The organism is Methylobacterium tardum (assembly GCF_023546765.1).
GTDB classification, from domain to species: domain Bacteria; phylum Pseudomonadota; class Alphaproteobacteria; order Rhizobiales; family Beijerinckiaceae; genus Methylobacterium; species Methylobacterium tardum.
In genome coordinates this window covers 6,350,398-6,373,734 of sequence record NZ_CP097484.1, presented here as the reverse complement: position 1 = coordinate 6,373,734, position 23,337 = coordinate 6,350,398, and the positions used below count along the sequence as shown (strand labels likewise).

Annotated in this window: 27 protein-coding genes and 1 pseudogene; 17 read left to right on the top strand and 11 right to left on the bottom strand. The window is 69.1% G+C overall.

What is annotated here, in order from left to right; genetic code table 11:
• Nucleotides 1-51 precede the first annotated feature (51 nt).
• From M6G65_RS30510 to M6G65_RS30500, 3 genes are all read left to right on the top strand, one after another.
• Entirely contained in the window at nucleotides 52-324 is a 273-nt protein-coding gene (locus M6G65_RS30510; RefSeq protein WP_238193852.1) for a metal-sensing transcriptional repressor, read from the top strand.
• 7 nt (nucleotides 325-331) lie between these two features.
• The gene (locus M6G65_RS30505) at nucleotides 332-1,660 is read left to right on the top strand and encodes an MFS transporter (protein ID WP_250103269.1); all 1,329 of its coding nucleotides are present in this window, start codon (nucleotides 332-334) and stop codon (nucleotides 1,658-1,660) included.
• Nucleotides 1,661-2,136: 476 nt separating this feature from the next.
• A complete protein-coding gene (locus tag M6G65_RS30500; protein ID WP_238193848.1) occupies nucleotides 2,137-3,567 on the top strand; it encodes an IS1182 family transposase in 1,431 nt (476 codons plus the stop codon).
• Between the two features lie 168 nt (nucleotides 3,568-3,735).
• Here M6G65_RS30500 and M6G65_RS30495 read toward each other — a convergent pair whose 3' ends face one another.
• From M6G65_RS30495 to M6G65_RS30470, 6 genes and pseudogenes are all read right to left on the bottom strand, one after another.
• The gene (locus tag M6G65_RS30495) at nucleotides 3,736-4,488 is read right to left on the bottom strand and encodes a helix-turn-helix domain-containing protein (protein WP_238193847.1); all 753 of its coding nucleotides are present in this window, start codon (nucleotides 4,486-4,488) and stop codon (nucleotides 3,736-3,738) included.
• Between the two features lie 257 nt (nucleotides 4,489-4,745).
• The gene (locus tag M6G65_RS30490) at nucleotides 4,746-6,527 is read right to left on the bottom strand and encodes an ABC-three component system protein (RefSeq protein WP_250103268.1); all 1,782 of its coding nucleotides are present in this window, start codon (nucleotides 6,525-6,527) and stop codon (nucleotides 4,746-4,748) included.
• Nucleotides 6,524-6,775 carry an ABC-three component system middle component 6 gene (locus tag M6G65_RS30485; RefSeq protein WP_238193843.1) on the bottom strand — a complete coding sequence of 84 codons (252 nt, stop codon included), beginning with the start codon at nucleotides 6,773-6,775 and terminating at the stop codon, nucleotides 6,524-6,526. Before M6G65_RS30485 ends, M6G65_RS30490 begins: the two co-directional genes overlap by 4 nt.
• Nucleotides 6,772-7,731 (bottom strand): ABC-three component system protein, encoded by a 960-nt coding sequence (locus M6G65_RS30480; protein WP_238193841.1) that lies wholly within the window; start codon nucleotides 7,729-7,731, stop codon nucleotides 6,772-6,774. Before M6G65_RS30480 ends, M6G65_RS30485 begins: the two co-directional genes overlap by 4 nt.
• A gap of 169 nt (nucleotides 7,732-7,900) precedes the next feature.
• A pseudogene (locus M6G65_RS30475) lies at nucleotides 7,901-9,186 on the bottom strand (Y-family DNA polymerase).
• Nucleotides 9,183-9,611, bottom strand: coding sequence for a LexA family protein (locus tag M6G65_RS30470; RefSeq protein WP_250103267.1), 429 nt, complete (start codon nucleotides 9,609-9,611; stop codon nucleotides 9,183-9,185). Before M6G65_RS30470 ends, M6G65_RS30475 begins: the two are co-directional and overlap by 4 nt.
• A 290-nt stretch (nucleotides 9,612-9,901) precedes the next feature.
• Here M6G65_RS30470 and M6G65_RS30465 point away from each other — a divergent pair, with 290 nt between their 5' ends.
• Nucleotides 9,902-10,642 (top strand): DNA-binding protein, encoded by a 741-nt coding sequence (locus M6G65_RS30465; RefSeq protein ID WP_238193830.1) that lies wholly within the window; start codon nucleotides 9,902-9,904, stop codon nucleotides 10,640-10,642.
• 317 nt (nucleotides 10,643-10,959) lie between these two features.
• A complete protein-coding gene (locus M6G65_RS30460) occupies nucleotides 10,960-11,247 on the top strand; it encodes a hypothetical protein (protein ID WP_238193828.1) in 288 nt (95 codons plus the stop codon).
• A 141-nt stretch (nucleotides 11,248-11,388) separates the two neighbouring features.
• On the opposite strand, the gene M6G65_RS30455 is transcribed toward M6G65_RS30460, so the two are convergent.
• Nucleotides 11,389-11,970, bottom strand: coding sequence for a hypothetical protein (locus M6G65_RS30455; protein WP_238193826.1), 582 nt, complete (start codon nucleotides 11,968-11,970; stop codon nucleotides 11,389-11,391).
• 56 nt (nucleotides 11,971-12,026) lie between these two features.
• Nucleotides 12,027-13,010 (bottom strand): hypothetical protein, encoded by a 984-nt coding sequence (locus M6G65_RS30450; RefSeq protein ID WP_250103266.1) that lies wholly within the window; start codon nucleotides 13,008-13,010, stop codon nucleotides 12,027-12,029.
• A 202-nt stretch (nucleotides 13,011-13,212) separates the two neighbouring features.
• On the opposite strand from M6G65_RS30450, the gene M6G65_RS30445 reads away from it, so the two are divergent.
• The 10 genes from M6G65_RS30445 to M6G65_RS30400 all read left to right on the top strand — a co-directional run bounded on the left by M6G65_RS30445 (nucleotide 13,213) and on the right by M6G65_RS30400 (nucleotide 17,724).
• Nucleotides 13,213-13,572 carry a hypothetical protein gene (locus tag M6G65_RS30445; RefSeq protein WP_238193822.1) on the top strand — a complete coding sequence of 120 codons (360 nt, stop codon included), beginning with the start codon at nucleotides 13,213-13,215 and terminating at the stop codon, nucleotides 13,570-13,572.
• Nucleotides 13,563-13,826, top strand: coding sequence for a helix-turn-helix domain-containing protein (locus M6G65_RS30440; RefSeq protein ID WP_238193820.1), 264 nt, complete (start codon nucleotides 13,563-13,565; stop codon nucleotides 13,824-13,826). The genes M6G65_RS30445 and M6G65_RS30440 overlap by 10 nt, the downstream gene beginning before the upstream one ends.
• Nucleotides 13,823-14,026 (top strand): hypothetical protein, encoded by a 204-nt coding sequence (locus M6G65_RS30435; RefSeq protein ID WP_238193818.1) that lies wholly within the window; start codon nucleotides 13,823-13,825, stop codon nucleotides 14,024-14,026. The genes M6G65_RS30440 and M6G65_RS30435 overlap by 4 nt, the downstream gene beginning before the upstream one ends.
• Nucleotides 14,023-14,532: a hypothetical protein gene (locus tag M6G65_RS30430; protein ID WP_250103265.1), complete on the top strand. Its 510-nt coding sequence runs from the start codon at nucleotides 14,023-14,025 to the stop codon at nucleotides 14,530-14,532. The genes M6G65_RS30435 and M6G65_RS30430 overlap by 4 nt, the downstream gene beginning before the upstream one ends.
• An 11-nt stretch (nucleotides 14,533-14,543) precedes the next feature.
• Nucleotides 14,544-14,864, top strand: coding sequence for a hypothetical protein (locus M6G65_RS30425; protein WP_250103264.1), 321 nt, complete (start codon nucleotides 14,544-14,546; stop codon nucleotides 14,862-14,864).
• Between the two features lie 55 nt (nucleotides 14,865-14,919).
• On the top strand, nucleotides 14,920-15,222 hold the full coding sequence (locus M6G65_RS30420; RefSeq protein WP_238193812.1) for a hypothetical protein: 303 nt from the start codon (nucleotides 14,920-14,922) through the stop codon (nucleotides 15,220-15,222).
• Entirely contained in the window at nucleotides 15,222-15,464 is a 243-nt protein-coding gene (locus M6G65_RS30415) for a hypothetical protein (RefSeq protein ID WP_238193811.1), read from the top strand. Before M6G65_RS30420 ends, M6G65_RS30415 begins: the two co-directional genes overlap by 1 nt.
• On the top strand, nucleotides 15,457-16,008 hold the full coding sequence (locus M6G65_RS30410; RefSeq protein WP_238193809.1) for a hypothetical protein: 552 nt from the start codon (nucleotides 15,457-15,459) through the stop codon (nucleotides 16,006-16,008). The genes M6G65_RS30415 and M6G65_RS30410 overlap by 8 nt, the downstream gene beginning before the upstream one ends.
• A 221-nt stretch (nucleotides 16,009-16,229) precedes the next feature.
• Complete coding sequence (locus tag M6G65_RS30405; protein WP_238193807.1) at nucleotides 16,230-17,069, top strand: HIRAN domain-containing protein; 840 nt, start codon at nucleotides 16,230-16,232, stop codon at nucleotides 17,067-17,069.
• Nucleotides 17,070-17,364: 295 nt separating this feature from the next.
• Entirely contained in the window at nucleotides 17,365-17,724 is a 360-nt protein-coding gene (locus M6G65_RS30400; RefSeq protein WP_238193805.1) for a hypothetical protein, read from the top strand.
• Here the strand turns inward: M6G65_RS30400 and M6G65_RS30395 are convergent.
• Nucleotides 17,702-18,250 carry a metallophosphoesterase gene (locus tag M6G65_RS30395; RefSeq protein ID WP_250103263.1) on the bottom strand — a complete coding sequence of 183 codons (549 nt, stop codon included), beginning with the start codon at nucleotides 18,248-18,250 and terminating at the stop codon, nucleotides 17,702-17,704. The genes M6G65_RS30400 and M6G65_RS30395 overlap by 23 nt on opposite strands.
• A 299-nt stretch (nucleotides 18,251-18,549) precedes the next feature.
• Nucleotides 18,550-20,085: an integrase arm-type DNA-binding domain-containing protein gene (locus tag M6G65_RS30390; RefSeq protein ID WP_250103262.1), complete on the bottom strand. Its 1,536-nt coding sequence runs from the start codon at nucleotides 20,083-20,085 to the stop codon at nucleotides 18,550-18,552.
• 262 nt (nucleotides 20,086-20,347) lie between these two features.
• Between M6G65_RS30390 and M6G65_RS30385 the strand changes: the two genes are divergently transcribed.
• On the top strand, nucleotides 20,348-20,635 hold the full coding sequence (locus M6G65_RS30385) for an MTH1187 family thiamine-binding protein (protein ID WP_192706506.1): 288 nt from the start codon (nucleotides 20,348-20,350) through the stop codon (nucleotides 20,633-20,635).
• A 51-nt stretch (nucleotides 20,636-20,686) separates the two neighbouring features.
• On the opposite strand, the gene M6G65_RS30380 is transcribed toward M6G65_RS30385, so the two are convergent.
• Entirely contained in the window at nucleotides 20,687-20,839 is a 153-nt protein-coding gene (locus tag M6G65_RS30380) for a metallothionein (RefSeq protein ID WP_210331581.1), read from the bottom strand.
• A 175-nt stretch (nucleotides 20,840-21,014) separates the two neighbouring features.
• On the opposite strand from M6G65_RS30380, the gene M6G65_RS30375 reads away from it, so the two are divergent.
• Nucleotides 21,015-23,333, top strand: coding sequence for an FdhF/YdeP family oxidoreductase (locus M6G65_RS30375; RefSeq protein WP_250103261.1), 2,319 nt, complete (start codon nucleotides 21,015-21,017; stop codon nucleotides 23,331-23,333).
• Nucleotides 23,334-23,337 lie beyond the last annotated feature (4 nt).

The following is a 23,337-nucleotide window of genomic DNA, read 5'->3' as shown; positions in this document are numbered from 1 at the left end:
GACGCGGCGAAAGCGCTTCCCTTATCCTATCCAGGGGGATAGGAAGTCAACATGGACCATGCCCACGCCTCTCACCCCGAAATCGTCAAGCGGCTCAAGCGAGCCCAGGGCCACCTCGCCGGCGTCATCGCCATGATCGAGGAGGGCCGCTCCTGCGTGGATCTCGCCCAGCAGCTCCAGGCGGTCGAGAGCGCCATCGCCAACGCCAAGCGCACCCTGATCGAGGACCACATGGAGCACTGCATCGGCGACGGCGTCGCCGGTGGGGGCAAGACGGCACGCGCGGCGCTGGCCGAGTTCAAGGCGCTGGCCAAGTACCTGTGAGGGCCCGATGCTGAGCGTCCTCGCGAACCGGACCTACCGGCACCTGTTCGCCGCGCAGGTCATCGCCCTGATCGGCACGGGACTGCTGACCGTCGCGCTCGGCCTGCTGGCTTACCGCCTTGCCGGGGCCGGGGCCGGCGCCGTCCTGGGCACCGCGCTGGCCATCAAGATGGTCGCTTACGTTCTGGTGGCGCCGGTCGCGAACGCCTTCACCGGGCAGTTGCCGCGACGCGCCTTCCTGGTCGCCACCGATCTCGTCCGAGCCGGCGTCGCGATGGTCCTGCCATTCGTGGACTCGATCTGGCAGGTTTACGTGCTGGTCTTCGTGCTGCAGTCCTGCTCGGCCGCCTTCACCCCGACCTTCCAGGCGACGATCCCGGACATCCTCCCGGAGGAGCGCGACTACACCCGGGCGCTCTCGCTCTCGCGGCTCGCCTACGACCTGGAGAACCTGCTCAGCCCGGCGCTCGCCGCCGTCCTTCTCAGCGTCATCAACTTCCACTGGCTGTTCGGCGGCACGGTCGTCGGCTTCCTGTGCTCGGCCGCGCTCGTCGTCTCGGTCAGTCTGCCGAGCCCACGGCAGACCGAGCGGCGCGGGATCTACAACCGCACCACCCACGGCCTGCGCATCTACCTGGCGACGCCCCGCCTGCGGGGCCTCCTCGCCCTCAACCTCGCGGTCTCGGCCGCCGGCGCCATGGTCATCGTGAACACCGTGGTGATCGTCCAGGCGATCCTCGCACGCCCCCAGAACGACGTCGCGGTCGCGCTCGGGCTGTTCGGCGGCGGCTCGATGGTTGCGGCCCTGATCCTGCCGCGGATCCTCGACCGGCTGCCGGATCGCGCCGTGATGCTGCCGGCGGCGGCGCTCCTCGGCGTCGTCCTGCTCGGCTTCGCCGCCACGACCTGGGGTGGCGTGATCGGCTGGCCGATGCTGCTCGCCACCTGGTTGGTCCTCGGGGTCGGGTACTCGGCCGCACAGACCCCGACCGGGCGGCTGCTCCGGCGCTCGGCCGCGACCGAGGACCGGCCCGCGGTGTTCGCGGCGCAGTTCGCCCTCTCGCACGTCGCCTGGCTCGTGACCTACCCGTTGGCGGGCTGGCTAGGCGCCGATGCCGGGATGCCGGTCACCCTCGCGGTCCTGGGCGTGCTGACCCTGCTGGCCGTCGCCGCAGCCGCCGCGCTCTGGCCGGCGAACGATCCGGACGTCGCCGAGCACGTCCACGCGGACCTCGATCCCGCGCACCCGCACGTCGGGGGCGCAGGCGGGGTTCGCCACGCCCACGCCTTCGTCATCGACGACCTTCACCACCAGTGGCCGGCCCGGTTCGGATGAGACTGCAGCCGGTCTTGGTCGCGCTGCTCCCGCTCACCCTGGCCTATGGGCCCGCTCGGGCGATTGACTGCACCGACTTCCTACGGATGCACGGCATGCTTCGGCAGGCGCAGGCCCAGTGCACTTTCGAGAGCTTCAACCCTGAGATCGTGGACACGGCGCGTCGGTGCTTTGACCAAGTAGGCTCCGGCAAGGGTGCGCGGGCCATCCGCGCGGGTGCCAAAGAGTTCGACCGGTTGGCTGACCTACGAGGAAGGAACGCCGCCTGCGCACTCATCAAGAGGAACTTTCCGATGGTCATACGCTGAGGCCAAGCGCCTTGAAGCGGACCGCTCCTGAGCCTCAATGGGTCGTGAACAGCCCTGCGTTAAGCCCACTCAACGTACCGTCGTCCGGAAGCGGACAGTCTGGAAACCACCGAGGCTGTGTGAAAACGCCCTGTTGTGCTACCTTTTCGGGAGCGCTGGAGGGGTCGAATGGGCCGTTTCATCGAAGGTTGCGAGCGGCGCCAAGCGCTTCTTCTGGCGGACTGCGTCGACGACTATGTCGGCGAGGAGAATCCAGTCCGGGTGATCGACGTCTTCGTCGATGAGCTGGACTTGGCCACACTCGGCTTTGAAGGCGCGGCTGCGACGGGGCGGCCCGGCTACCACCCGGCGACGATCCTGAAGCTCTACCTCTACGGTTACATGAACCAGGTGCAGTCGAGCCGACGCCTTGAGCGCGAGGCAGGCCGCAATGTCGAGGTCATGTGGCTGACCGGCAAGCTTGCCCCCGACTTCAAGACGATCGCGGACTTTCGACGCGACAACGGCGAAGCCGTTCGGGCAGCGTGCAAGCAATTCGTCGTCCTGTGTCGGGAGATCGGCCTCATCGCCGGCGGCACGGTGGCGGCGGACGGCAGCCGGTTCAAGGCCGTGAATACGCGCGACAAGAACTACACGCCCGGCGCGATCCGCCTCCGCTTGGCGCAGGTGGAGGCCAGTATCGAGCGCTATCTCGATAAGCTCGACACCGCCGACCGGCAGGAGGCGGACGTCGCCGAGATGCGCACGACACGCCTGAACGAGAGGATTGCGGCGCTTCGCCAGCAGATGCGCACGCTGCAAGCCATGGCGCACGAAGTCGAGACAGCGCCCGACCGTCAGATCTCGCTGACCGACCCGGACGCCCGTGCGATGGCCACGAACGGCAAGGGCACGGGCCTCGTCGGCTACAACGTCCAAGCGGCGGTCGATACGGACAGCCACATCGTCGTGGCGCACGAGGTCACGAACCTCGGCCATGATCGCACCCAACTCGCCAACATGGGCCGGCAGGCGAAGGACGCGACCGGGGTCGAGCACCTGACGATTCTCGCCGATCGCGGCTACTTCTCAGGAGCGGAGGTTCTGGCCTGCGAAGGGGCGGGCGTCACACCGATCTGCCCAAAGCCTTTGACCTCGGGCGCCAAGGCGGAGGGGCGCTTCGGCAAGCCGGACTTCCTCTACGATGCGCCGAGCGACACCTATCGGTGCCCTGCCGGCGAGACCCTCATCAAGCGTACGACCACCATCGAGAACGGCCTCGTTCTGAACCGCTACTGGTCGAGCCACTGCCGATCATGCGCGTTGAAGCCGGGCTGCACGACCGGCAACGAGCGACGGGTGACGCGCTGGGAGCACGAGCATGTCGTGGAAGCCATGCAGGATCGGCTCGACCGCAGGCCGGACGCCATGCGCATCCGGCGACGGACCGTCGAACATGTGTTCGGCACGATCAAGGACTGGATGGGACGCAGCCACTTCAAGATGCGGAGGCTTGCGAACGTCGGGACGGAGATGAGCCTCCACGTCCTCGCCTACAACGTGAAGCGAGCCATCGCCCTCCTCGGAACGCCGAGGCTCATCGCCGCGATGCGGGTATGAGCCGAGAACGGCTCGCCCAGCTCGTCATCGCTTCCGCCCCAACCCGTTTCCACACAGCCTCCACCCATCACGGATTTTGACGGCACGGTCGTGAAGCGGCCCGAACAGGTCACCCACGAGCAGTAGGGATGCTGATCTCGAACCTTCGCAAAGATGTGGCCCTGGGTTTCAGGCGAGGTGCGGGAGGTACCCGGGTCTTGGCTGCACCGACCGTTTATCGACTAGGATCGTGCGCCGCTTCGGCGCGCCTGGATCAGACAGCTTCGGAGTGAGGGTGATGATCGCGACCTTCCAATCGGGCATGCCGGGAAGCGGAGCGTCCATGATGCCGACGAGGACGGTAACCCCGCGACGTCGGAACTCGGCGACCGCGGCAAGCACATCGTTGCACAGATCACGCCGCCGGTCGGGCTCGCCGCCGCCGATGGCATGCGGCCCCATCACCATGGAGGCGAGATCCATCCACTCGGTCAGTCCCGCGACCTGTGCGTCGTAGGCGGGCCCAAGCTCCGGACGGTAGATCAGGAACGCCTGCGATGCGGCGACCATGCGAACCTGGCGGTGAGTGTCGAATGGGCTGACCGCGACCGGTTCGAGATGGCCCATCTCCTCGACAAATTGGGCTGCCGCCTCCTCGCGTGGAGTGGGGATGCGGGGCTTGGTGAAGGCACCACGCTCGTAACCGAGCGCCTCGGCGATCCTGTCGAGGCTCTCGGCTCCGACCGGTTCGGCCCGTTCGACCCGTTCGACGGTCGATAGCGAGACCCGTGCGAAGTCCGCGAGGGTCTCCTTCTTCCATTGCCGCAGGCTCCGGCCCATCCGGGTCACCATGGCGACAAGCTCGACGGGCGGGACGTGGTGGACCCCTTGTGGGGGAGGCGGCATCGCTGCCAGCCGCTCGATGATCTCCTTCGGCGTCATGTCCTGCTCCTTCCGACGAGAGGAAGGTGGTCCAGGCTTCGCGCGCAAAGGAGCCCGAAAACCCTTCAGGGCATCTTGGCTCACAAGCGGAGGCGGGTCGACAATCGAGACGTAACGCCAAGGCTCGCGCGTGACGGCCGCTGATCCCTGACTAAGTGACGCCGGAAGGCTGTGTGGCGACAGGCCACGCAAATCACCCGACACATCCGCTCATGCTTAGCGCTGCCCTGCCCGAGGGCGTCGGCCAGGCCGAGCCCTCAGTCGAACCGGAAGCCGAAAAGGCCACCGTCTTCCCGGTCCGACAGCGTAGGCTCCACAATGGCCTCTTCCCAGACGATGTTCGTCTCCTCCGACAGGGAGTTCAGGACGTCCGAGTTCAGGCACGCGATGTACTGTCCCTTGTGGATGTCGGCCGTGGCCTTCCCGAGTTCCAGGGCCTTGAGGATTTGACGCGGGTCGACGCCGTCGAACAGCCGACTGTCATGGATGAGGAAGCCGGGTCCCATCCCCTTCCGCTGCCAGATGGTGAAGAGGGCGAAGTCCAGGCAGAAGATCTCCATGTTGGAGATGCCGCCCCCGCTGTCGCCTTGGATGCTGATCCGGAACTCGGGCCCGTTGTCGGTGGCCTCGACCTCGAAGCCGCCGGATCGGTCGCCCTTGTAGAGCTCGCCGATGGCGCCGCCGATGAGGAGCATCGCGTCCTCGATATGTGACTGCTTGTCCCTCAGGTTCGCGCTGAGACGCAGCTTGATGTGTCCGCGTTCGACGTCGAGCTGCGTCGTCTCCTGTTCGAGCGCCTCCGCCGACCTGAGGCGCTCCTGCAGGGCCGCATGTTCCGCCTCAGCCTCAGCCAGCAGGCGCTGCAGGTCGATGAAGTCGTCGAGGGCGCCGCCGGACCTCAGGATTGCGAGTATGCGCGTCCTGGTGACCTCTAGCGCGGTCGAGCGCTGCTCGCCGAGGGCCAGCTCCCCTTCCGCACGTGCGATCTCCTCTGTCAGGTGGGCGCGTCTGTTAGCCAGGACCGACGCCTGGAAGGCAGCGACCTGTTCGCGGCGGCGCTGGACCACAAGGCCCGGCAGTTCGACCCCGACCGCCTCGTACAGCCGCTCGACGTCGACCAACGGCGATCCGGATCGCTCGCCCTCGATTGCGTTCCGCAGGTACTCGATGGTCTCGTTCAGGACGACGGCGCGGCGCGCGATGGCCTGCATCTCGGCCTTGGCTGCGGCGGCCTCCGCCGACAGCTCCCTGTAGGAATCGGCGACCTCGAAACGCGCGAGACGCTCGCCGAGCTTGGTCGCCTTGTCGCGGGCGAGGACGACCTGTGGCCGGAGCTCGGCCGACGTTCCGATGATGTCTCCCAGGGCTCCGCCCTTCGCGGCCTTCTTCAACTCCTTCAGCATGCGCTCGCGCTGACGGACGTTGTGGAGGTCGTGCGAGATGCGCCAGTCCAGGCCGAGCAGGTAGGACAGGTTCTCCTGCCAGTCCCATCGCTGCTGCATCTCGGCCTGGCGCTCCGGCGAGATGAAGCCGGCGGACCGGTCACGCCGCGCGAAGTAGGAGAACATCGGCCGGAAGCTCGGCGTGTACGATACGCCGTACGCCGATCCCTTCAGGGCCGACGGCAACCCGAACATCGCATGGCCCAGGTACTGGTTCCAGTCGGCGGTCGAGATCGACGTCGCCCCGCTGCCCTTGTCCTGCTTCCACGGCAGGCCGAGCTGCTCCGCAACTTCGGCCGCCATGCCAATGCGTCCGAACGCCGATCCGCTGCGCTCGACCTGGATCTCCCGACCCGCGATGCGGAACGTGCCGCGGAACGTCTCGTCCACCAGCGCCTTCTTGCGGAAGAGGTCGTCCTTGTCGCAATCGGCGCCCAAGAGAAACTGGACGAGCTCGGCGAAGCTCGACTTGCCCGCGCTGTTGCGGGTCTTGCCCTCGTTTGAGCCGTCGGCACGGGTCGACAGGACCACGTTCAGGCCGGCGTGGAACGTCAGTTCCTTGAATTTCGGGAGGCTGCTGCCGAGGGACAGGATCATGGCTCGCCGCCCCCCGGCCTGATCATGCCACCCGCCATGTGCACAGCGCCGACGGTGTAGAGGAACGTCAGCGCCGTCACGAACCAGTCGAACGAGACCGGGTCGGATTGCTGCCGGGCAGCGCGCGCCGTTCGGAAACCGTCCCAGAGGTCGGACACCTCGCGGGGCTGTCCGAGAAGCTCAAGGATCTCGCCGCCAACGCCGATGAGCGAACGCGCGCCTGAGAGGTGCTTTCCGGGGAGGATCATGCCGCCGCCTCTTCCGGCTCGTCCTCGGGCTTGTCCTCGAAGATGTTGCAGGCGTCGAACAGGAAGGTGAGGATCGCACCGGCAGCGACGATCCGGTCGTTTGTGACGGTGCCGATCCCAACGATGCCCTGGTGCAGGTTCTCCATGATGTCGCCCGGTGCGAGGCCTTGTTCCTTCAAGGCGAGGTAACGTGCCTTGAATGTCGCGGCGATCTTCTGGCCTCGCTCGACGTCGGGGTGCGTCGCGAAATATTCCTCGACAAGCGGGACGTTGGCCATCTGCCCCCTGATCATGTGCCGCCAGTGCGGGGGGATCTTGTTGAACTCCAGCTTCCTGAAAGGCACCGGCTTCGGGTCGAGGCCATCGTCGAGGGGGGCCTTCTCGACCGCGGTCATGATGCCGTCAACCAGTTCGGCGACGACCTTAAGCTTCATGTTCCGGGTTTCCTCGGCCGTGACCGCCATGCCGATCAGGGCGATGATGTCGGCTTCATGCAGGCCGAAAATCGTGTCTTCGAATCCGGCTCGGCCGAAATGGCCGAACTTGTGGCCCGCATTGGCCTGCCGCATCTCGCCTAGCTTCGTCACGGTCGCGTCGGTTGCGGTCCCGTCGAGGAGGTTGTGGACGAAGTGCCACTCCTTCATCAGGCCCTTGAGGTGCCCACTGGCCTTGGCGAAGTCCTCGTCCATTTTTTCGAGCAGCGTCGGCACGCTTGGCGACGCGTCGTCGACCTTGCCGTAGCAGGCGAACGCACGGCCGACGGATGCCAGGTAGCCGTCGCAGCCCCTATCGCCGAGCGAACCGAGCGGTCGCGTCTTGACGAAGTCGTCCCTGTGGGCGCGGGTCATGACGTCCGCGAAGAAGTCCTGGAAGCCCACGCCGGACAGCATGCGCAGCCTCAGGTGTAACTGCACCTGCCATGCGTATCGCTGCTCGCTGGTCATCCAGGCGGACATCAGTTCATCCCTTCGCGGCCGTCATTGAAGTTCCGGCACCTGCAGCCCACAAGGGCTCCAAATGCCATTCCCCGTGGGTTTGACGAAGGCTGTAGCCATCAGAAGGGTTGACCTCCGCCGGCGGTTGCTTCGCGACCGATCGTGCCACGTCAGGACCTAAATCATCCCCTCACGCCGCCACGACCGGGAGCTCCTCGAAGCGCGTGGTGTAGCGGGGCGAGCGCATCTCGAACTTGGTCGCCCACTCCCTCTTCTGCACGACGCCGGCGGTGGCCGGCACGACTGTTCCGCGGCCGTAGCGCCGGTTGCAGGCGTCGAGCGCCGCCATCAGCGCGGTCGCATTTTCGCGATCCAGCTGGCCCATGCTCGGGAAAGCCCGCTGCGAGGCTTCGAGCGGCACGAGGTCGGTCGTGACGATGCCCGCCTTGGAATAGCGGTAGCCGGGCTTCCAGACCTTCCTCACGCCGAACACGGCGGCCTTCACGAGAACGATGGTGTCATTCGAGGCTTCCGGAAAGGACACCACCGTCGAGACCGACCGCTGCGGCCGGTTCCTGTCGTGCTCCGAGGTGTGGAAGAAGACCGTGACGTGGTCCGTGCCCAGGCCGCCCGCACGGAGCTTCTCGCCGAGCCGGTGGCATGGGTGGCGACGGCCTGCTCCATCGTGGCGAGATCTTCCACCCGATCGGAGAAGCACCGCGTCACCGCGCAGCCTTTCCGGGTCGGCGCGACCTCCTCCAGGTCGAGGCAAGGCACGCCGCGCAGCTCCTGCACAAGCCGTTCGCCAACCACCGTCATGGCCTTGCGCGCGACCCGGGCATCCAGGTCCCTCACGTCGGCGACGCTCTCGCAGCCGAGCGCCTCAAGCTTCCTCGCGTTGGCGGGTCCGATCCCCCAGATCTCGCCGGGCTCGATGCGCGCCATCCAATGGGCGTACTGGACCGGGTCGGTCAGGTCGCACACGCCTTCGAGTTCCGGAACCTTCTTCGCGACGTGGTTGGCGAGCTTGGCCAGCGTCTTGGTGGGCCCGATGCCGACGCAGGTCGGGATGCCGGTCCAGGCCTGAACCGTCGCGCGCATGTCGCGTGCGAGCGGCATCCTGTCGGCCTGCCGCACGTCCGTGAGGTCGAGGAAGCTCTCGTCGATGGAGTAGACCTCGATGCGGGGGCTGAACCGCGCGTAGACCTCGTTCACGCGCGCCGACATGTCCCCGTACAGGGCGTAGTTCGAGGAGAAGGCCCGAACGCCCCCCGACCGGCACAGGTCGCGGATCTTGAACCAGGGATCCCCCATCTTAATCCCGAGGGCCTTCGCCTCGCTGGTTCGGGCGACAGCGCAACCGTCGTTGTTGCTCAAGACGATCACGGGGACCCTGGCGAGCCGGGCATCAAAGACGCGCTCGCACGAGCAGTAGAACGAGTTGCCGTCTGACAGCGCGTAGGTCCGGCCGGTCATTCGCCGCGGCGCCTCGGGTTGATGGATCCCGTCACCACTCCCCAGACCTCGACCACGGCGTCGCTCGACAGCACGAATGACGGGAACCGGGGGTTGGCGAACGAGAGCGTCACCCTCGGGCCGACCCGCTTCCAGACCTTGAAGCTGCGCTCCCCGTCGACGTCGACCACGACGATGTCCCCGTTTCGCGGGGTGACAGAGCGGTCGACCACGGCGAGATCGCCGTCGAACAGCCCGGCGAGGAGCATGCTGTCGCCGGCCACCCGGACGATGAACGTCGCCGGCCGGTTCGAGACCAGCAGGCGCTGGAGGTCGACCTCCTCCTCTGCGAAGTCGTCGGCCGGGCTCGGGAAGCCTGCCCGCACGGCCTTGGCGAGCATCGGGATGGGCATTGGCAACCCAATGACGATGCCGCTGACCTGCATGCCTGGCCTCCGAATCCTCATAGAACAAAGTGTGAACGAAAAGGTTCATGGTCCGCAAGCGGCCAAGCTTGCGACGACATGCCGTTGTGGATTGATGTGGATAGCTGTCCGAAGGGGCTCGCCGGCATGTCCCTGGACGCTCCGGCCGAGTGGCGGGACCTCGTCCGGCGTGTGGTCCGGCCGGGTCCGTAGCGCAAGACGCGTAGCGTTACCTGCTACCCGCTACGGACTCGAAACGCTTCCTTAACCATGACGGCCCCCGACTGAGACCGCACGGGGAGAAGGCTATTATGGCGGGGGGAGCCACCATCGGACTGGCACCGGGCGATGAACGCCGGAGGCGCGCCGTCTTCCAGGCGGCCGACGACATCCGTGCCGAGGGCGTGGAGGCCGTCAACCTGCGGACGGTTTGGGCGCGGGTGAAGCTTGATCACGGGGTTGCCGGCAACAACCAGACGATTGGCCGGTACTACGCCGAGTGGACCGCCGACCGCTGCTACGTTCCCGCCATCGAGCAGTCGGGGATGCCAAAATCTGTCTCGACGAGGCTGGCGAAGGCCGGCATCGAGCTTTGGGGGGCGGCGCAGGCCGAGGCCACCATGATCTACCAGCGCGACCGCCAGCGCATGGAGGCGGAAGTCGCGGCCGAACGAAAGTTGCGGGAAGAGGCACTCGCGATGCTGGACGCCCGCGAGGCGGTCATCGACGCGCAGCGGAACGAGCTTGCCTGGTACGCGACCGAGCTCGACCGGGTGAGGGAGCACCTGTCGTTGGTGAGGTCGCGCGCTTTCTGGCGGACGGTGGCCCAGGAGATCTGGGAGATCCTCCCGGAACGGGAGGCGATGCACCTGGCCGACATCGTGCCCCGGATCGGGCATGAGTTCGTGAGGGAGGCCGAGGAGTACCCCGGGGAATGGGGCGTGGACCTGATCCGGGGCGTGATGGACCAGCGGATCAAGTTCAAGAAGCTCTTCGCGAAGGAAGGCGCTGCGCGTTACCGACGCCGCCGTCCCGAAGACGATGCGGCCTGAAGCGTCAGCCGCCCCAATGAGGCCGTCGGTTCAATCTTAATCTCGCTGGCGTTGTCCCGAGGAAGCCGACGAACTGCCGGAAAACATCAGCGTGAGGAACGATACCAGCCGTCAGGTTTCGATGCGCTACGTCCCCTTGGATTTCCGTTCCCTTTCGAGGAAGTAATGGGGGGCGCTATACGCCCAGGTCCGTGTAGTCACCCGGACGCGTCCCTCGGTATTCCCCGGCTAGGGATCCAGTAACCTTGCGATGACGATCAGCTGGACGGCAGCCCGACGAGCTGAATCTATGGCCTCCTGAGACGACGGAGGCAGCGATGCGCGATCACGGACAGGTCGTCCACGACGGCGTGTCGGCCGGCCTGGGAGCCGCCCTGCTGGCAATGGACGCCGGCATCCGCGCCCACCGCGAGCAGGCCGCTTGGGATCGCGCCGAAGCCCGCTCGGAGGCTGCCGTCCACCGTCTCGGCCAAGCCCTCATGGCCTCCCGCGCCCGTGAGGCGGAGCTCGCCCGCCAGCTTGCGGCCGCCCGCGCCGAGGTCGCTGGCCTGAGGATCCGCGCCGCCAAGGCAGAGGCCCGGCTTCCAGCCGTCCGGCGCGCGTGACGATTTTGCTTGCGACTTGCCCCGTGCGCCCTTTTGCGTCCCCTGTGGGACGCACGTAGGCCGACGTCGGACGCACGTGCGCCCACGAAAAAGCCCGCCGGTGATCCCGGCGGGCTTCGTTGTTTCGGGGGCTCGGGCGGCTCAGGCAACCCGGACCTGGCGGTGCCTGAGGGCTTCAACGTGTGCGAGCAGGTCTGCCATCGCGCTGTCGCCCCGGGCGCCCCTATACGGCCAGGAGAATGCCGGCGCCTCTGACATGTCCGCATCCTGCGGATGCGTCCCGGGCGCCGCGGACGTGTCCGCATCGTGCGGGCCCTGCAGGCCGGGGACGTGTCCCGTTCCAGCGGCGAGGGCCTGGGCCTCGTGGGGCATCGCGAGGGCCAGCACGGCGAGCTCGTCGGGCGAGAGCGAGTGCAGCCACGTCGCGGCGTCGGCGGGCAGGCCGGTGAGGTCGACGGGATCCCCGCCAGCGGTGAGATGACGGGCGTGGAGGACGAGGGCCATCCCGACCGGGTGCCGGGCCGGAATGCCCTCGGGCACCGGGGCGGAGGGAGCGGCCGCCACGGCGGCATCGAGGTAGTCCTCCGCGGCTACGGCGGTGGGCAGGACGGGATCGGGCCGGAAGAAGAGCCTGCGGATCCACTTCGCCCCGTCCCACACGAGGGCGACCGGGGCGAGGGCAACGGCGGCGAGGACGGCGGCGAGGCGGGCGAGGAAACGCATCGGGGGTTCCTTGGTGTGTGGAGTCTCGATGATCGCCTCGCCCCGGCAAGCCACAATCAGGCGGCGTCCGCGCTGGCCGCGATCCACGCCTCGGCGCTGAGCCCGAACAGTCTCCGGTCGAGGTCCGGGGGCAACTGCCGCCGGTGCGTGCGGAGCGCCCGGAGCGCGTGGCTCGCGAGGATCGTGTCGAACCTTTCGTGGGACGAGAGGACGTGCCCCTTAACGGTCGTCGTCCTGCCCCAGCCCATCTTGTTATTGATGCTGGCCCGGTCGCTGTCGCGCGCGCTGAGGAGCCGGCAGCCCTCCAGCGCGGCGATCTGCACGTCCTCGATGGCGGCGCGCTCAGCCTCCGGCTCGTAGATCGCCGTCATCGCGGCCATCGCCCTGTCGACGTTCGCCTGCGCGCGTTCGACGTACATCTCTAGCGCCCATGCCAGGCGCCGCTCCAGTTGTGCGGGCGGGATCAGGATCAGGCGCCTGGCCCGGGTGACGTCGTCGGCCAGGGCCCACGCCCACTCGTGACGTTCGAGGGACTCCTTCGCGGCGGCGATGGCGCGGGTCGCGAGGTCGAGGTCCTCGGCCGCCTGGCGCTCCCGGTTCGCCGCCTCGAACGCCTCGCGCTCGGCCGCGTCGGCGCGCTGCCGGGCCAGCTTCTCGCGATACGCCTGCAAGCCGTTGCGGGCGGTATTGACGAGGACCTGCGCCGCCTGACGGTCGAGATGCGCGCTCTCCCAGAAGCACGGCAGACCGCTAAGACGGTCGTAGCTGTAGCCGACGGTACGCAGGTGCCGCCCCTCTTGGCTGGCGAGCGCGTCGTCGTAATCCTGGCTGGGCTCCGTCGCCGTCCAGAGGGCTTTGAGCTCGCCCGACACGCGGAGCTCCCGCGGCGCGACCTGCCAGGTCAGCCCCAGCCCCTCCGGCGGGCGCTGCCACTGCCTCGTGACCCGGTTCTCGTACGGCATCGCATCCCTCCGAATTTGCCGTGCCGTCATTCGGCACATGACGAATGCTAGCACCGCTGCGGGCTCCGGCAAGAACATTCTCTGTCCTGGCGTCAACTTTGCGAGGCTATCATCTGAAGACTGTGCGTATTGATACGTACATGGCGCTCTATACAGGCAGGTCTTTGAACGTTGTTCAATCGAGACCCGTTAACTTTGTGCCCCCAAGCCTCTTTCGTCTTTTGACGAACTTGCTCAAATACCCCTGCGCAAGCATCGCGTGAACATTCGGAGGACGGCAATGCAGATCTGGAGGGAAGTGGGATCGGGCGTGTCGGTGCCCGATGTCCGGCGCGTCGTTGCGGCCACGGTCGGCGTCGGCGCGGTCGCGCGTCGGCTCGGCGTCTCGCAGTACACCGCCCACTGCTGGGCCCAGCTCGCCGGCGTCGCCATCCGAGCGGTGCCGCCGACGGCGCGTCTGCCGGATCGCCAGCGCATGACGGACGCTGACGTCGCCGCAGCGATCCAGGGGCCGCTCTCGCTGCGCAGGGCGGCGGCCGCGCTGGGCGTCACGCCGCCGGCGCTGCAGAGCCGGGCGCGCTACCTCGGCCTGCCGACGGACACCGCCGGCCGGGCCGCGCTGAGGGGGGCGTGCGCGTGAGCTGGCACCCCGACGATTCGTACGACGCGGCCGCCCTGAGCTGCGAGGAGGCGGCGCAGGTCGTGGCACCGGAGGCCGTCCTCGACGAGCTCCGCGCTGCCATCCAGCGCCAGGGCTCCGCCGCCGGCTGGGCCCGCCGCCACGGCGTGGGCCCCGGCTACCTCGCGGACGTCCTCTCCGGCCGCCGGTCGCCCGGAGCCCGGATCCTGCAGGCGCTCGGGATCGAGCGCGCGTACGTCAGGGGGTGCCTGTGAGCGCTGCCTCCGCCGCCCGCGACGCCGCCGTCCTGGCCGCCCTCCAGGCCGGACCGTCGAGCTCGCTCCCGATGCACCTCGCGCCGGCGCTCGGGCTCAGAATCGCGCAGGTCTCGCTGTCCCTGCAGCGCCTGCGCAAGTCCGGCCACGTCCGGTTCGAGGCCGGCAACTGGATCGCCATCGAGGAGCCGCGCGCGTGAGCCATCCCCTGCTCGAAGGCCTCGATGGCCTGACCGGCGCAGCCCTGCGCCAGCGCCTCGCCGAGGCCCGCGCCGCCGCCCTGGCCTCCGCCGCAGGCGACGCGGGCCACCCCATGACCGGCCTCGTCCGCGACGTCGAGGACCGGGTCGTGCAGGCCATGCGTGCCGGCGTCATCGCGCTCGTGGACGGCATGCAGCCGGCGACGCCCACGGAGCCCGCCCCGCCGCCGGCCCCCGTCCCCGCGCCGCGCCCGCCGATGATCCGCGTCCCGGCGCCCGCCGCGGCCCCCGCGCCGGTTCCCCCGCCGAAGCCCCAGGCGCCCTCCAGGCTGGCCGGGCTCAAGCGATCGGCGCCGGCGGACGACGGCCCCCCTGAGGCGCCGGAGCCGGTGCCGCGGCATCCGCCGATCCGGCCGACGCTCCCGCGAGTGCAGCCCCTGCCCGGGTATCGGCCGCCCCCGCCACCGCCGCCCCTCGATCCGAACGATGCAGACATCCCTTGGTGAGGAGACAGACGATGAGATTGACCGAACGCCAGGCCCGCATCCGCCTGGGAGAGGCCGTCGCCAGGGCCGGGGGGCAGGTCGCCTTCGCCCGGGGGCTGCAGGGCGTGTCGCCCAAAGCGGCCGAGAGCATCGTCTCGAAGAGCTTGCTCGGGCGCCAGCGCGTCGCCGGGTCCGTCCTCGCCTACCTCGGCCTGCGCCGGGACGCTGCGGGGGACATCCACACCGTCGAGCCGCCCTCCCGCATCGAGGTCCTCGCCGTCCGGGCGGAGGGCGACGCCGGCGTCCGTGCAGCGGCCGCGCTCGCCGACGGCATCCTCGGCCCGAGGCCCTGAAATCCAGCCCCACGCCGCCGCATCCCCGCAGCAGCCAGAACAGAAGGATCGTCAGATGAGTGTCCAGGTCCCCAGCCCCGCCCATGTCGCCATCGCGGCTGCCCTCTCGCAGTGCCTCGGCAACATTCACGGGAGCGCCAACAAGGCCTCGTTCGTGATCGAAAGCCTGACGAAGGCCGGGTTCGAGATCATCCGGTCGAACGGGCCCGACCACGTGGCTGTGCCGCCGTCCAAGGCCGTCCCCATCACGATCACGCTGGGCGCCGAGGCCCTGCAGGCGGTCGCGAACGTCGACGACATCGAGGCCCTGCGCCGGGCGCTGCCGCGCCTCACCACGCCGGTGGAGGACACGCTCTGATGCGCGCCTTCCTCATCCTGACGTGCGGGACGGTCGGCGCGACCTGCGTAACCGCCGCCTTCCTCACGACGCTCCTGTTCGCGTTTGCCGGCCATGCCGGCGAGCTCGCCCTCGCGGCCTTCGTGGTGGCGGAGTGGTCCCTCGCGTTCGGCCTGCTCTTCCTCCTCATCGCCTACCTCTCGGACGTCGCCGGCATCCTGGAGCCGATCAACCCGCGCCGGGGGGACCCAATCGATGGCTGAGCACTCGAACATCAGCTCCACGGCCTTCGACGGCACGGTCGCGTGGACCGCGCTGCCGGCGCACGTCCAGGCTCGCGTCGGGGCGGCCGCCGTCGAGCTTGGCGTCGCGATGGCCATCTCGGAGCACGCCAGGATGCCGGCGTGCCGCGCCGGGGACGAGGCCATGGAGCGCGCGGGCGAGCTCCTGCGCGAGGCGGTCGTCGGGTACGACGGCGTGCCGGAGGGGGCCTGGTGGGCCGGCACGGGCGACGAGGCCAGCGTGTTCTCTATCCCCTCGGTTCTCGGCATGGTCTGCCAGGCGTGCGGCTGCAGCCAACTGGATCCGTGCCCTGGTGGCTGTGGTTGGCACTCGGGCGATCTGTGCACCGCGTGCGTTCCCAACGCCGGCATCGCCACCGCTGCCCCGCTCCGACCCGGCGACGTCGTCGTAGACGGCGTGGTCCGCCCTGAGCCGCCGATGCCCGTGCAGCCTCTCGGGCGCCGCCTGGGTGAGATCGCCAGGGCCATAGACGGCATTGACCAGGGGGGCGGCGATGAACGCTGAGAGGGGCGACGTCACGCTCAGGAACGGCCAGGTGACGACGCGCAAGGCCCGACCCTGCGCCGTCTGCCCCGACGGTCGCATTATCCCAGCCGGCTCGCCGTGCTGGTCCACGGCCATCATCGGGGACCGCGGGTTCCGAGCTGAGCACACCTGCCTCGGCACCCCCTGCCTCGTCGCATCGTCGGCGCTCGTGCCGGCGACCGTACTCGGGGAGGACGAGCATGCCTTCTGAACAGACCCTCTCCCCCGATCTCCTCCCGAACCTCGATGGGTTCGAGGGCACCTATGCCGGCGTCGAGATCCCCGCCCTGAAGGCCGGCGAGCCGTGGATCGATTCGTCTATCGCCGGCCTGCAGTTCTACGACTACGCCGCCATCTACGAGCTCACGGGCGAACCCCTGATCCCCGTCGCTGGCGACCGCCTCTCCCTCGTTCGCGAGTCCGAGAACCCGCACGACAGCAATGCGGTCGAGGTCTGGTGGCGTAACGGCATCAGGCTCGGGCATCTGCCCCGGCGCGTCGCGGCCGAGATCGCCGGGCCGCTCGATGCCGGCGTGGCGCTAAGGGCATACGTCGCCCACGGCGGCGACGGCGAGGCCTGGTCCGCCCGGGCCCTGCTCGTGGGGTCGGCGGCCGCGGCCTTCCACGGCCGGTACATCCGCCACGTGTGCGAGGCCGCGTTCTCGCGATGGGAGTGGGAGCAGGAGTCCCGCGCGATCCGGGAGGACCGGCCGTCCCGGGAGCGCGGGCAGGCCTTCGCCCGAGAGCAGGGGGACCGGCGAACCGCGCGCCTGCAGCAGGCGGTCAACACGTTCGCCAAGCTCCCCATCGAGCTCGACGAGCCGCCCGTCGGCGCGGTCCGCGAGATCTACGCCATCCAGTCGGCCCTCGGGTGCTCGCGGAGCACGGCGTTCCGTCTCGCCCGCGCTGCCGGCGTCGAGCCCCGGCTGCACCACCGCGGCTGGTACTGCGACGCCGCCACCGTGCGGTTCACGCCCGAGCTCATCGAGGCCATGCGAGCCTGGGCGGCCGCGCCACGGACGCGGTATTCGCTCCGATGATCCACGGCCCTGGGCGCGGCCAAAACCCGGCGCCCAGGGCCGTTTAACGGAAAATTCAAGGGATCCGGGTAGACAAGGATCAGTCTCCGAGGCGACGGTTCTACAAGTACAAGTCCAGTAGATCCGATCAACCCACTCCCATCGAGTACGCCAAATCCCGGCGCCGGTTGGAGACCGCAAAATGGAGCCTTGTCTTAGCACACCCGACCTCTTTCACGGCCGTACTCGGACTGAGACGGCCGCGCTGCATGCGCCGGAACTGCGGTACACCGCGGTCAAGCACGTGCGAGCGATCGTGCCGCCTCTGTACGCTCGCGACGCCGACGGTACCGGTGGCCCGTACACGATCCGCCGGATCGAATACGCGGACAGCCCTCTGTCCGAGACCGTCACGCCCGAGCATCCCGAGGGGATCCTAGAGGTGTGGGAAATTTTGCATCCCGACGACCCCGACTACTGCTGCGGTGTCCTGCTGAAGCGCAGGAGCCCGCGGACGGGGAAGGTGCTGTGGTGCGGCTGGGACGGCATGGACGAGACCGAGGACGAGCGCCTTGGCTACGCGATCTGGGAGATCGCGTTCCACAGCCAGCAGTATGGGCGCTCGTCGACCGGCTGGCGAAAGGACAGGTACCCTAACCCTCCGCCGGAGTTCTGAGCTCAGCCGGAACCGTGTCGCTCGCCGCCATCCGTCCGCGGATCTCAGCGAGCGACACCGGCCTGTAATCCCAGCAGTCGACGCCCACGTCGAGCGACCGGCTGTCCCCGGGCAGCGTGCCGTGCGAGTGCCCGTACAGGTGCAGGTCGCCGCGGTGCAGCCTCGGCCAGGTTCTGTGCGAGTAGTGCGAGAGCCAGATCCCCTGGCCGTCGGCGACGACCTGCCCGACGTCGCGCACGCTGGCCCACGGCAGGGCGGCCGCGCTCTTGTCGTGGTTGCCCCGCACCAGGTGCTTGACCCCGGCCAGGCGGTCGAACAGCGCCCTCTCGCGCCGGGGGTGGCAGCGGTACGAGAAGTCTCCCAGGTGCCAGACCGTGTCGTCGGGCCCGACCGTCGCGTTCCAGTTCGCGACCAGCGCCTCGTCGTGCTCCTCGATGGTGGAGAAGGCGAGGCGGGGCGTGCTGAACGTGGCGTTGACGATCCGGGTGTGCCCGAAATGCGTATCCGCGGTGAACCACGTAGCCATGGGGCCTCCAATTTTTGGGGGAGGCCGGCGCGCGCGCTCAGAGCCTCCGGGATGTCGAGACGGGCGGCGCGGCCGCAGGTTTTCGGGACATCGGGGAAGGCCTCTGGCGGGGAGGAATCGCGACGATCGCAGCTGTTGCGGCCGGGCGCCAGCGGAGCCTGCGGGCAGGGTGAACGGATCCCTGGCCGGGGCGGCCGCGCGGTACAAACCTAAGTCAGAATGCCGGATCTGCCCTGGATTTGTACCATGACCCGGCTTGTGGCTTGCCGGGTGCGCCCGCGCGCTGCCCACGTGCGGCCTCAGGCGGGACGCACGCGCCGAGGCGCCCGCTGGGTCCGGGGCGGCCGCACGGGCGCCGGGAGGCCGGACAGGGCCGCCCGCTCGGCCTCGTAGGCCTCCAGCACCGCGCTGACCCACAGGCCCATCCCCTCGGCCTTCAGGGCCACGCGCTGGGCCGTGTCGTAGTGCAGCCGGGTCACCGTGGCCCGGCGCTCGCGCAGGTCCTCGGCGCCGGCGATCTCGTGGTCGAGGATGGCCGACGCCGCGCCCCCGAGCCGGCGGTCGGTCAGGAACGTGGTCAGCGACCGCCGCACGTCATGCAGGGTCCAGTGCCGGACCCCGTGCGCCCCCAGCAGGTCGACGAGCGGCCCCCTCCCCGTCGCCCCGGTGATGCGTCGACCGGACAGCCGGTAGAGCAATTGGTTCAGGGCGCCCGGGGACACGTGCCCTCCCCCGCGCTTGCTCGGGAACAGCCAGGCCGCGCCCTTCGCCCCTGACACTCGGCGCAGGGCCGCCCAGGCCTCCGGCGGCAGGGGGAGCAAGTGCGCCCGCCTCGACTTCATGGCCGGCCCCTCCCACGCGACCGCGCGCCAGCCGGGCCCGGGCGCGCCCGCCTCGGCATCGAGGTCCGAGACCTGCCCCGGCGTCGTGCCGGCGACTTGTCCGGTCCGCTGCCCGGTGAGGACGACGCACCACAGCATCGCCAGCGCCCCGGCTCCGGTGGCGTGCTCGGTCTGGCCGAGGCTGCGGTGCCGCTCCGCCAGGGCCAGCGTCCGCCCGAGCTCGGGCAGGGTCGGCGTGTGCGCGCGCTTGCCCGGGGCGTAGGTGACGTTCCACTGATCCCGCCACATCGGCCACCGGTCGCGCGCCTTCGACAAACCACTTCGCCCCGAATGGTTGGCCCAGGCCCACTCCATCATCTCCTTGCCCTGGCGGACGCAGCGCGCCGCGGCCGAGAGGGAGTTCGCCTCGGCGATGTCGTCACGGATCTCCTGGAGGATCTCGGGCCCGAGGTCGCGAACCAACACGTGCCGCAGCCGGTCGTACTGGGGATGGCGCAGGTAGGACGTGTACTGCCGGACGTAGCCGGGCGTGAGCGTCCGTGCCTTGTGCTCCAGGAACAGGTCGACCAGGTCATGCCACTGCCACGGGCCGCGGCGCCGGCGTTCCTCGTCCGACGGCACGGCGACCTCCTCCGGCCAGGCCGCGTCCGCCGCCGCCTCCGGGTCCCCGGTCGCCGCCATGGCGTGCTCGAACACCCGCAGGTCCAGCTTCGGGTCGCGGCCGCCCTGGAGGTCGAGGCGCGCCCGGGTCGCGGCCTCGCGCGCTGCGGCCACCGTGAGCGCGTCCACCGAACCGAGCCGGACGGTCGACGCCCTGCCCCGCAGGTACCAGGTGGCGGCCTGGGGGGTGACGCGGAGCGTGAGGCCGACGCAGGCGGTGTCGCCCCACTCGAAGCCGCGGCCCTCGATTCGCCCCCCTGCGATCATCGACCGCGCCCGCCGGACGTGATCCGCCGTGAGCCGCGCCCGTTCCCTCGTGTAGCCGCCCGCCATGCCCGTCCCCGGCCCGATACAACGGCGATACAACGGGCGGGGCGGCGCGCTGGCAAGCGGCCGCCGCGGTCGGACAGTGGACAAGTATTTGACGTAGAAGGTGTTCTAGAATGTGGTTAACAGGCCGGGCGCCCCCGCCGTGCGGCGTCAATCAGCCTTCCAAGCTGAATACGAGGGTTCGATTCCCTTCACCCGCTCCAGCCCGCGCCGCCGGCCGCGGTCGCCGCGCCGGGTCGCGCCTCTTCCGGATCAGGCACACATCATGAAGGTTTCGGCCGACCTCTGCATCGTGCCGATGGGCGTCGGCCCGTCGGTCTCGCCCTATGTCCGCGCGATCAAGGCGATCATCGAGTCGAGCGGCCTGACCGCCACGATGCACCCCAACGGCACCAACATCGAGGGCGAGCTCTCGGAGATCTGCGCGCTGGCCGAGCGGTGCGAGGCGAAGCTCGCGGAACTCGGGGTCCAGCGGACCTTCTTCACGCTGATCTTCTCCACGCGCCGGGACAAGGACCAGTCCATGGCCGACAAGCTGACGGCCGTCTCCTGACGCGGCGCGCGCGCGGCGCGCCCGCCGCGCGGTCTGGACGCTCGAACGACCTCAGCCGTGGCAGCTGCAGCCGGCATGGTCGCAGCCGGGGTGATCCGTGTGCCCGTCGGCGCACGAGTCGCAGCAATAGGCCTTCCCGTCCCGGGATACCGCCTTCGCGACCGGGATCACGCAGACGCAGTCCTGGCAGGCACACTTCACCATCTCGACGTCGACGCTGGCCGCGATCTCCTCCTCCACTCTTATGTGTACGAGTCGACGTTAGATCCGGGACATCAATCAGAAAAGCCGTCCCGGTTGCGGTGACGCGCCCGTGATCCGTTTCCCGGCTCGCGCGTTTCCCTCGTCCGGTCGCTGGCGTGCCGGATGGGAGGACAGCATGGCCGAGCAGGAAACCGGCGACGTACGGATCGAGCCCTATGACGGCCCGGCGGGCGGCTGGGGTTCGGCCCGCTCCCTCGCCGAGATCCTGACGCGTGAGGGTGTGCCGGTCACCGGTTCGGCGATGCTGCTGAAGCAGAACAAGCCGGACGGGTACATGTGCGTGTCCTGCGCCTGGGCGAAGCCCGCCAAGCCGCTCGCGTTCGAGTATTGCGAGAACGGCGCCAAGGCGACCGCCTGGGAGCAGACACGGCGGCGTGCGACCCCGGACTTCTTCGCGGCCCACACCGTCACCGAGCTGCTCGGCTGGAGCGATTATGCCCTGGAGGAGCAGGGCCGGCTCACCCATCCCCTGCGCTACGATCCCGAGACCGACCGCTACCGTCCCGTCTCGTGGGCCGAGGCGATGGCGGAGATCGGGCGAGAGCTGAAGGCCCTGCGCGCGGCCGACCCGAAATCGGTCGTGTTCTACGCCTCGGGCCGGGCCTCCCTGGAGACCAGCTACATGTGGGCGCTGATGGCGCGTCTCTACGGCAACAACAACCTGCCGGATTCCTCCAACATGTGCCACGAGCCGACCTCGGTGGCGCTGCCCCAATCAATCGGTGCGCCCGTGGGCACGGTGCTCCTGGAGGATTTCGAGGACACCGACCTGATCCTCTTCTTCGGCCAGAATGTCGGGTCGAACGCGCCGCGGATGCTCCACCCGCTCCAGGAGGCACGCCGCCGCGGCGCGCAGATCATCACCTTCAACCCGCTGCGCGAGCGCGGGCTGGAGCGCTTCACCGATCCGCAATCGCCGGTGGAGATGCTGACGCGGTCCTCCACGAAGATCTCGACCCAGTACCATCAGGTGAAGGCGGGCGGGGATCTCGCGGCGATCACCGGCCTGTGCAAGGCGCTGCTTGCCATGGACCGGGAGGCTTCCGCGTCCGGCCGGCCCGGCGTGCTCGATCACGCCTTCATTGCCGAGCACACTCACGGGTTCGAGGATTTCGTCGCCTTCTGCGACGGCCAGGATTGGGCCGCGCTGGAGCGGCGCTCCGGGCTCACCCGGGCCGGCCTGGAAGCCGCGGCGGCGGCCTACGCCCGCGCCAAGGCGGTGATCGGCATCTACGGGATGGGCCTCACGCAGCACCGCAAGGGCACCGAGACCGTGCGGATGCTGGTCAACCTGCTGCTCCTGCGGGGCAATATCGGGAAACCCGGGGCCGGGATCTGCCCCGTGCGCGGCCATTCCAACGTGCAGGGTCAGCGCACGGTCGGCATCACCGAGAAGCCGGAACTGGCGCCCCTCGACAAGCTGAAGGAACTCTACGATTTCGAGCCGCCGCGGGAGAAGGGGCTCAACACCGTCGAGACCTGCGAGGGCATCCTCGATGGCAGCGTGAAGGCCTTCATCGGGCTGGGCGGCAACTTCCTGCGCGCGGTCCCCGATACCGGCCGCATGGAGCCGGCTTGGCGACGGCAGCGGCTGACCGTCCAGATCTCGACCAAGCTCAACCGCTCGCATCTCGTGAACGGGGCGGTGGCCTACATCCTGCCCTGCCTCGGCCGCATCGAGATCGACCGGCAGGCGAGCGGCCCGCAGGTGGTCTCGATGGAGGATTCGACCGCGCGCTTCCACGGCTCCCGGGGCGTCTCCGATCCGGTCGGCCCGCACCTGCGCTCGGAGCCCTGGATCGTGGCGGAGATCGCGAAGGCGACCCTGCCGCCGAATCCGCGGATCGACTGGGATTCCTGGGTCGCCGATTATGGCCGGGTGCGCGCGGCCATTGAGGCGACCTATCCCAAGGTGTTCCACGACCTGAACGGGCGGATGTTCCAGCCGGGCGGCCTGACCAAGCCCCTGGGCGCCCGCGACCGGAAGTGGGAGACGGAGACCGGCAAGGCGAACTTCGCCGTGCCGGCGGGCCTGGAGGCCGACCCGGACCTGCCGGCCCGCGGCCCGGACGTGCTCGACCTGATCACCCTCCGGTCGAACGACCAGTTCAACACGACGGTCTACGGGTACGACGACCGCTTCCGCGGCGTGAAGGGCACCCGCGACGTGCTGTTCATGAACCGGCAGGACATCGCCCGGCTTGGACTGAAGGATGGCGGCGGCGTCGACGTGGAGACCGAGGCCGACGACTCGGTTCCGCGGCGTGTCGGCGGGCTCCGGGTCGTGGCCTACGACATTCCGGAAGGGAATTGCGGCGGCTACTACCCCGAGCTGAACGTCCTGCTGCCGCTCTGGCACCATGACGAGCAGTCCAAGACGCCCGCCGCCAAGGCGATCACCGTCCGGGTGACCGCAGCGGCCCGCTCGGGCTGAGAGG

Excerpts from the sequence above, each read along its gene's own strand:
- M6G65_RS30510 (WP_238193852.1), top strand. The coding sequence starts at position 52 with ATGGACCATGCCCACGCCTCTCACCCCGAAATCGTCAAGCGGCTCAAG.
- M6G65_RS30505 (WP_250103269.1), top strand. The coding sequence starts at position 332 with ATGCTGAGCGTCCTCGCGAACCGGACCTACCGGCACCTGTTCGCCGCG.
- M6G65_RS30500 (WP_238193848.1), top strand. The coding sequence starts at position 2,137 with ATGGGCCGTTTCATCGAAGGTTGCGAGCGGCGCCAAGCGCTTCTTCTG.
- M6G65_RS30495 (WP_238193847.1), bottom strand. The coding sequence starts at position 4,488 with ATGACGCCGAAGGAGATCATCGAGCGGCTGGCAGCGATGCCGCCTCCC.
- M6G65_RS30490 (WP_250103268.1), bottom strand. The coding sequence starts at position 6,527 with ATGATCCTGTCCCTCGGCAGCAGCCTCCCGAAATTCAAGGAACTGACG.
- M6G65_RS30485 (WP_238193843.1), bottom strand. The coding sequence starts at position 6,775 with ATGATCCTCCCCGGAAAGCACCTCTCAGGCGCGCGTTCGCTCATCGGC.
- M6G65_RS30480 (WP_238193841.1), bottom strand. The coding sequence starts at position 7,731 with ATGTCCGCCTGGATGACCAGCGAGCAGCGATACGCATGGCAGGTGCAG.
- M6G65_RS30470 (WP_250103267.1), bottom strand. The coding sequence starts at position 9,611 with ATGCAGGTCAGCGGCATCGTCATTGGGTTGCCAATGCCCATCCCGATG.
- M6G65_RS30465 (WP_238193830.1), top strand. The coding sequence starts at position 9,902 with ATGGCGGGGGGAGCCACCATCGGACTGGCACCGGGCGATGAACGCCGG.
- M6G65_RS30460 (WP_238193828.1), top strand. The coding sequence starts at position 10,960 with ATGCGCGATCACGGACAGGTCGTCCACGACGGCGTGTCGGCCGGCCTG.
- M6G65_RS30455 (WP_238193826.1), bottom strand. The coding sequence starts at position 11,970 with ATGCGTTTCCTCGCCCGCCTCGCCGCCGTCCTCGCCGCCGTTGCCCTC.
- M6G65_RS30450 (WP_250103266.1), bottom strand. The coding sequence starts at position 13,010 with ATGTTCTTGCCGGAGCCCGCAGCGGTGCTAGCATTCGTCATGTGCCGA.
- M6G65_RS30445 (WP_238193822.1), top strand. The coding sequence starts at position 13,213 with ATGCAGATCTGGAGGGAAGTGGGATCGGGCGTGTCGGTGCCCGATGTC.
- M6G65_RS30425 (WP_250103264.1), top strand. The coding sequence starts at position 14,544 with ATGAGATTGACCGAACGCCAGGCCCGCATCCGCCTGGGAGAGGCCGTC.
- M6G65_RS30420 (WP_238193812.1), top strand. The coding sequence starts at position 14,920 with ATGAGTGTCCAGGTCCCCAGCCCCGCCCATGTCGCCATCGCGGCTGCC.
- M6G65_RS30415 (WP_238193811.1), top strand. The coding sequence starts at position 15,222 with ATGCGCGCCTTCCTCATCCTGACGTGCGGGACGGTCGGCGCGACCTGC.
- M6G65_RS30410 (WP_238193809.1), top strand. The coding sequence starts at position 15,457 with ATGGCTGAGCACTCGAACATCAGCTCCACGGCCTTCGACGGCACGGTC.
- M6G65_RS30405 (WP_238193807.1), top strand. The coding sequence starts at position 16,230 with ATGCCTTCTGAACAGACCCTCTCCCCCGATCTCCTCCCGAACCTCGAT.
- M6G65_RS30395 (WP_250103263.1), bottom strand. The coding sequence starts at position 18,250 with ATGGCTACGTGGTTCACCGCGGATACGCATTTCGGGCACACCCGGATC.
- M6G65_RS30390 (WP_250103262.1), bottom strand. The coding sequence starts at position 20,085 with ATGGCGGGCGGCTACACGAGGGAACGGGCGCGGCTCACGGCGGATCAC.
- M6G65_RS30385 (WP_192706506.1), top strand. The coding sequence starts at position 20,348 with ATGAAGGTTTCGGCCGACCTCTGCATCGTGCCGATGGGCGTCGGCCCG.
- M6G65_RS30380 (WP_210331581.1), bottom strand. The coding sequence starts at position 20,839 with ATGGTGAAGTGTGCCTGCCAGGACTGCGTCTGCGTGATCCCGGTCGCG.
- M6G65_RS30375 (WP_250103261.1), top strand. The coding sequence starts at position 21,015 with ATGGCCGAGCAGGAAACCGGCGACGTACGGATCGAGCCCTATGACGGC.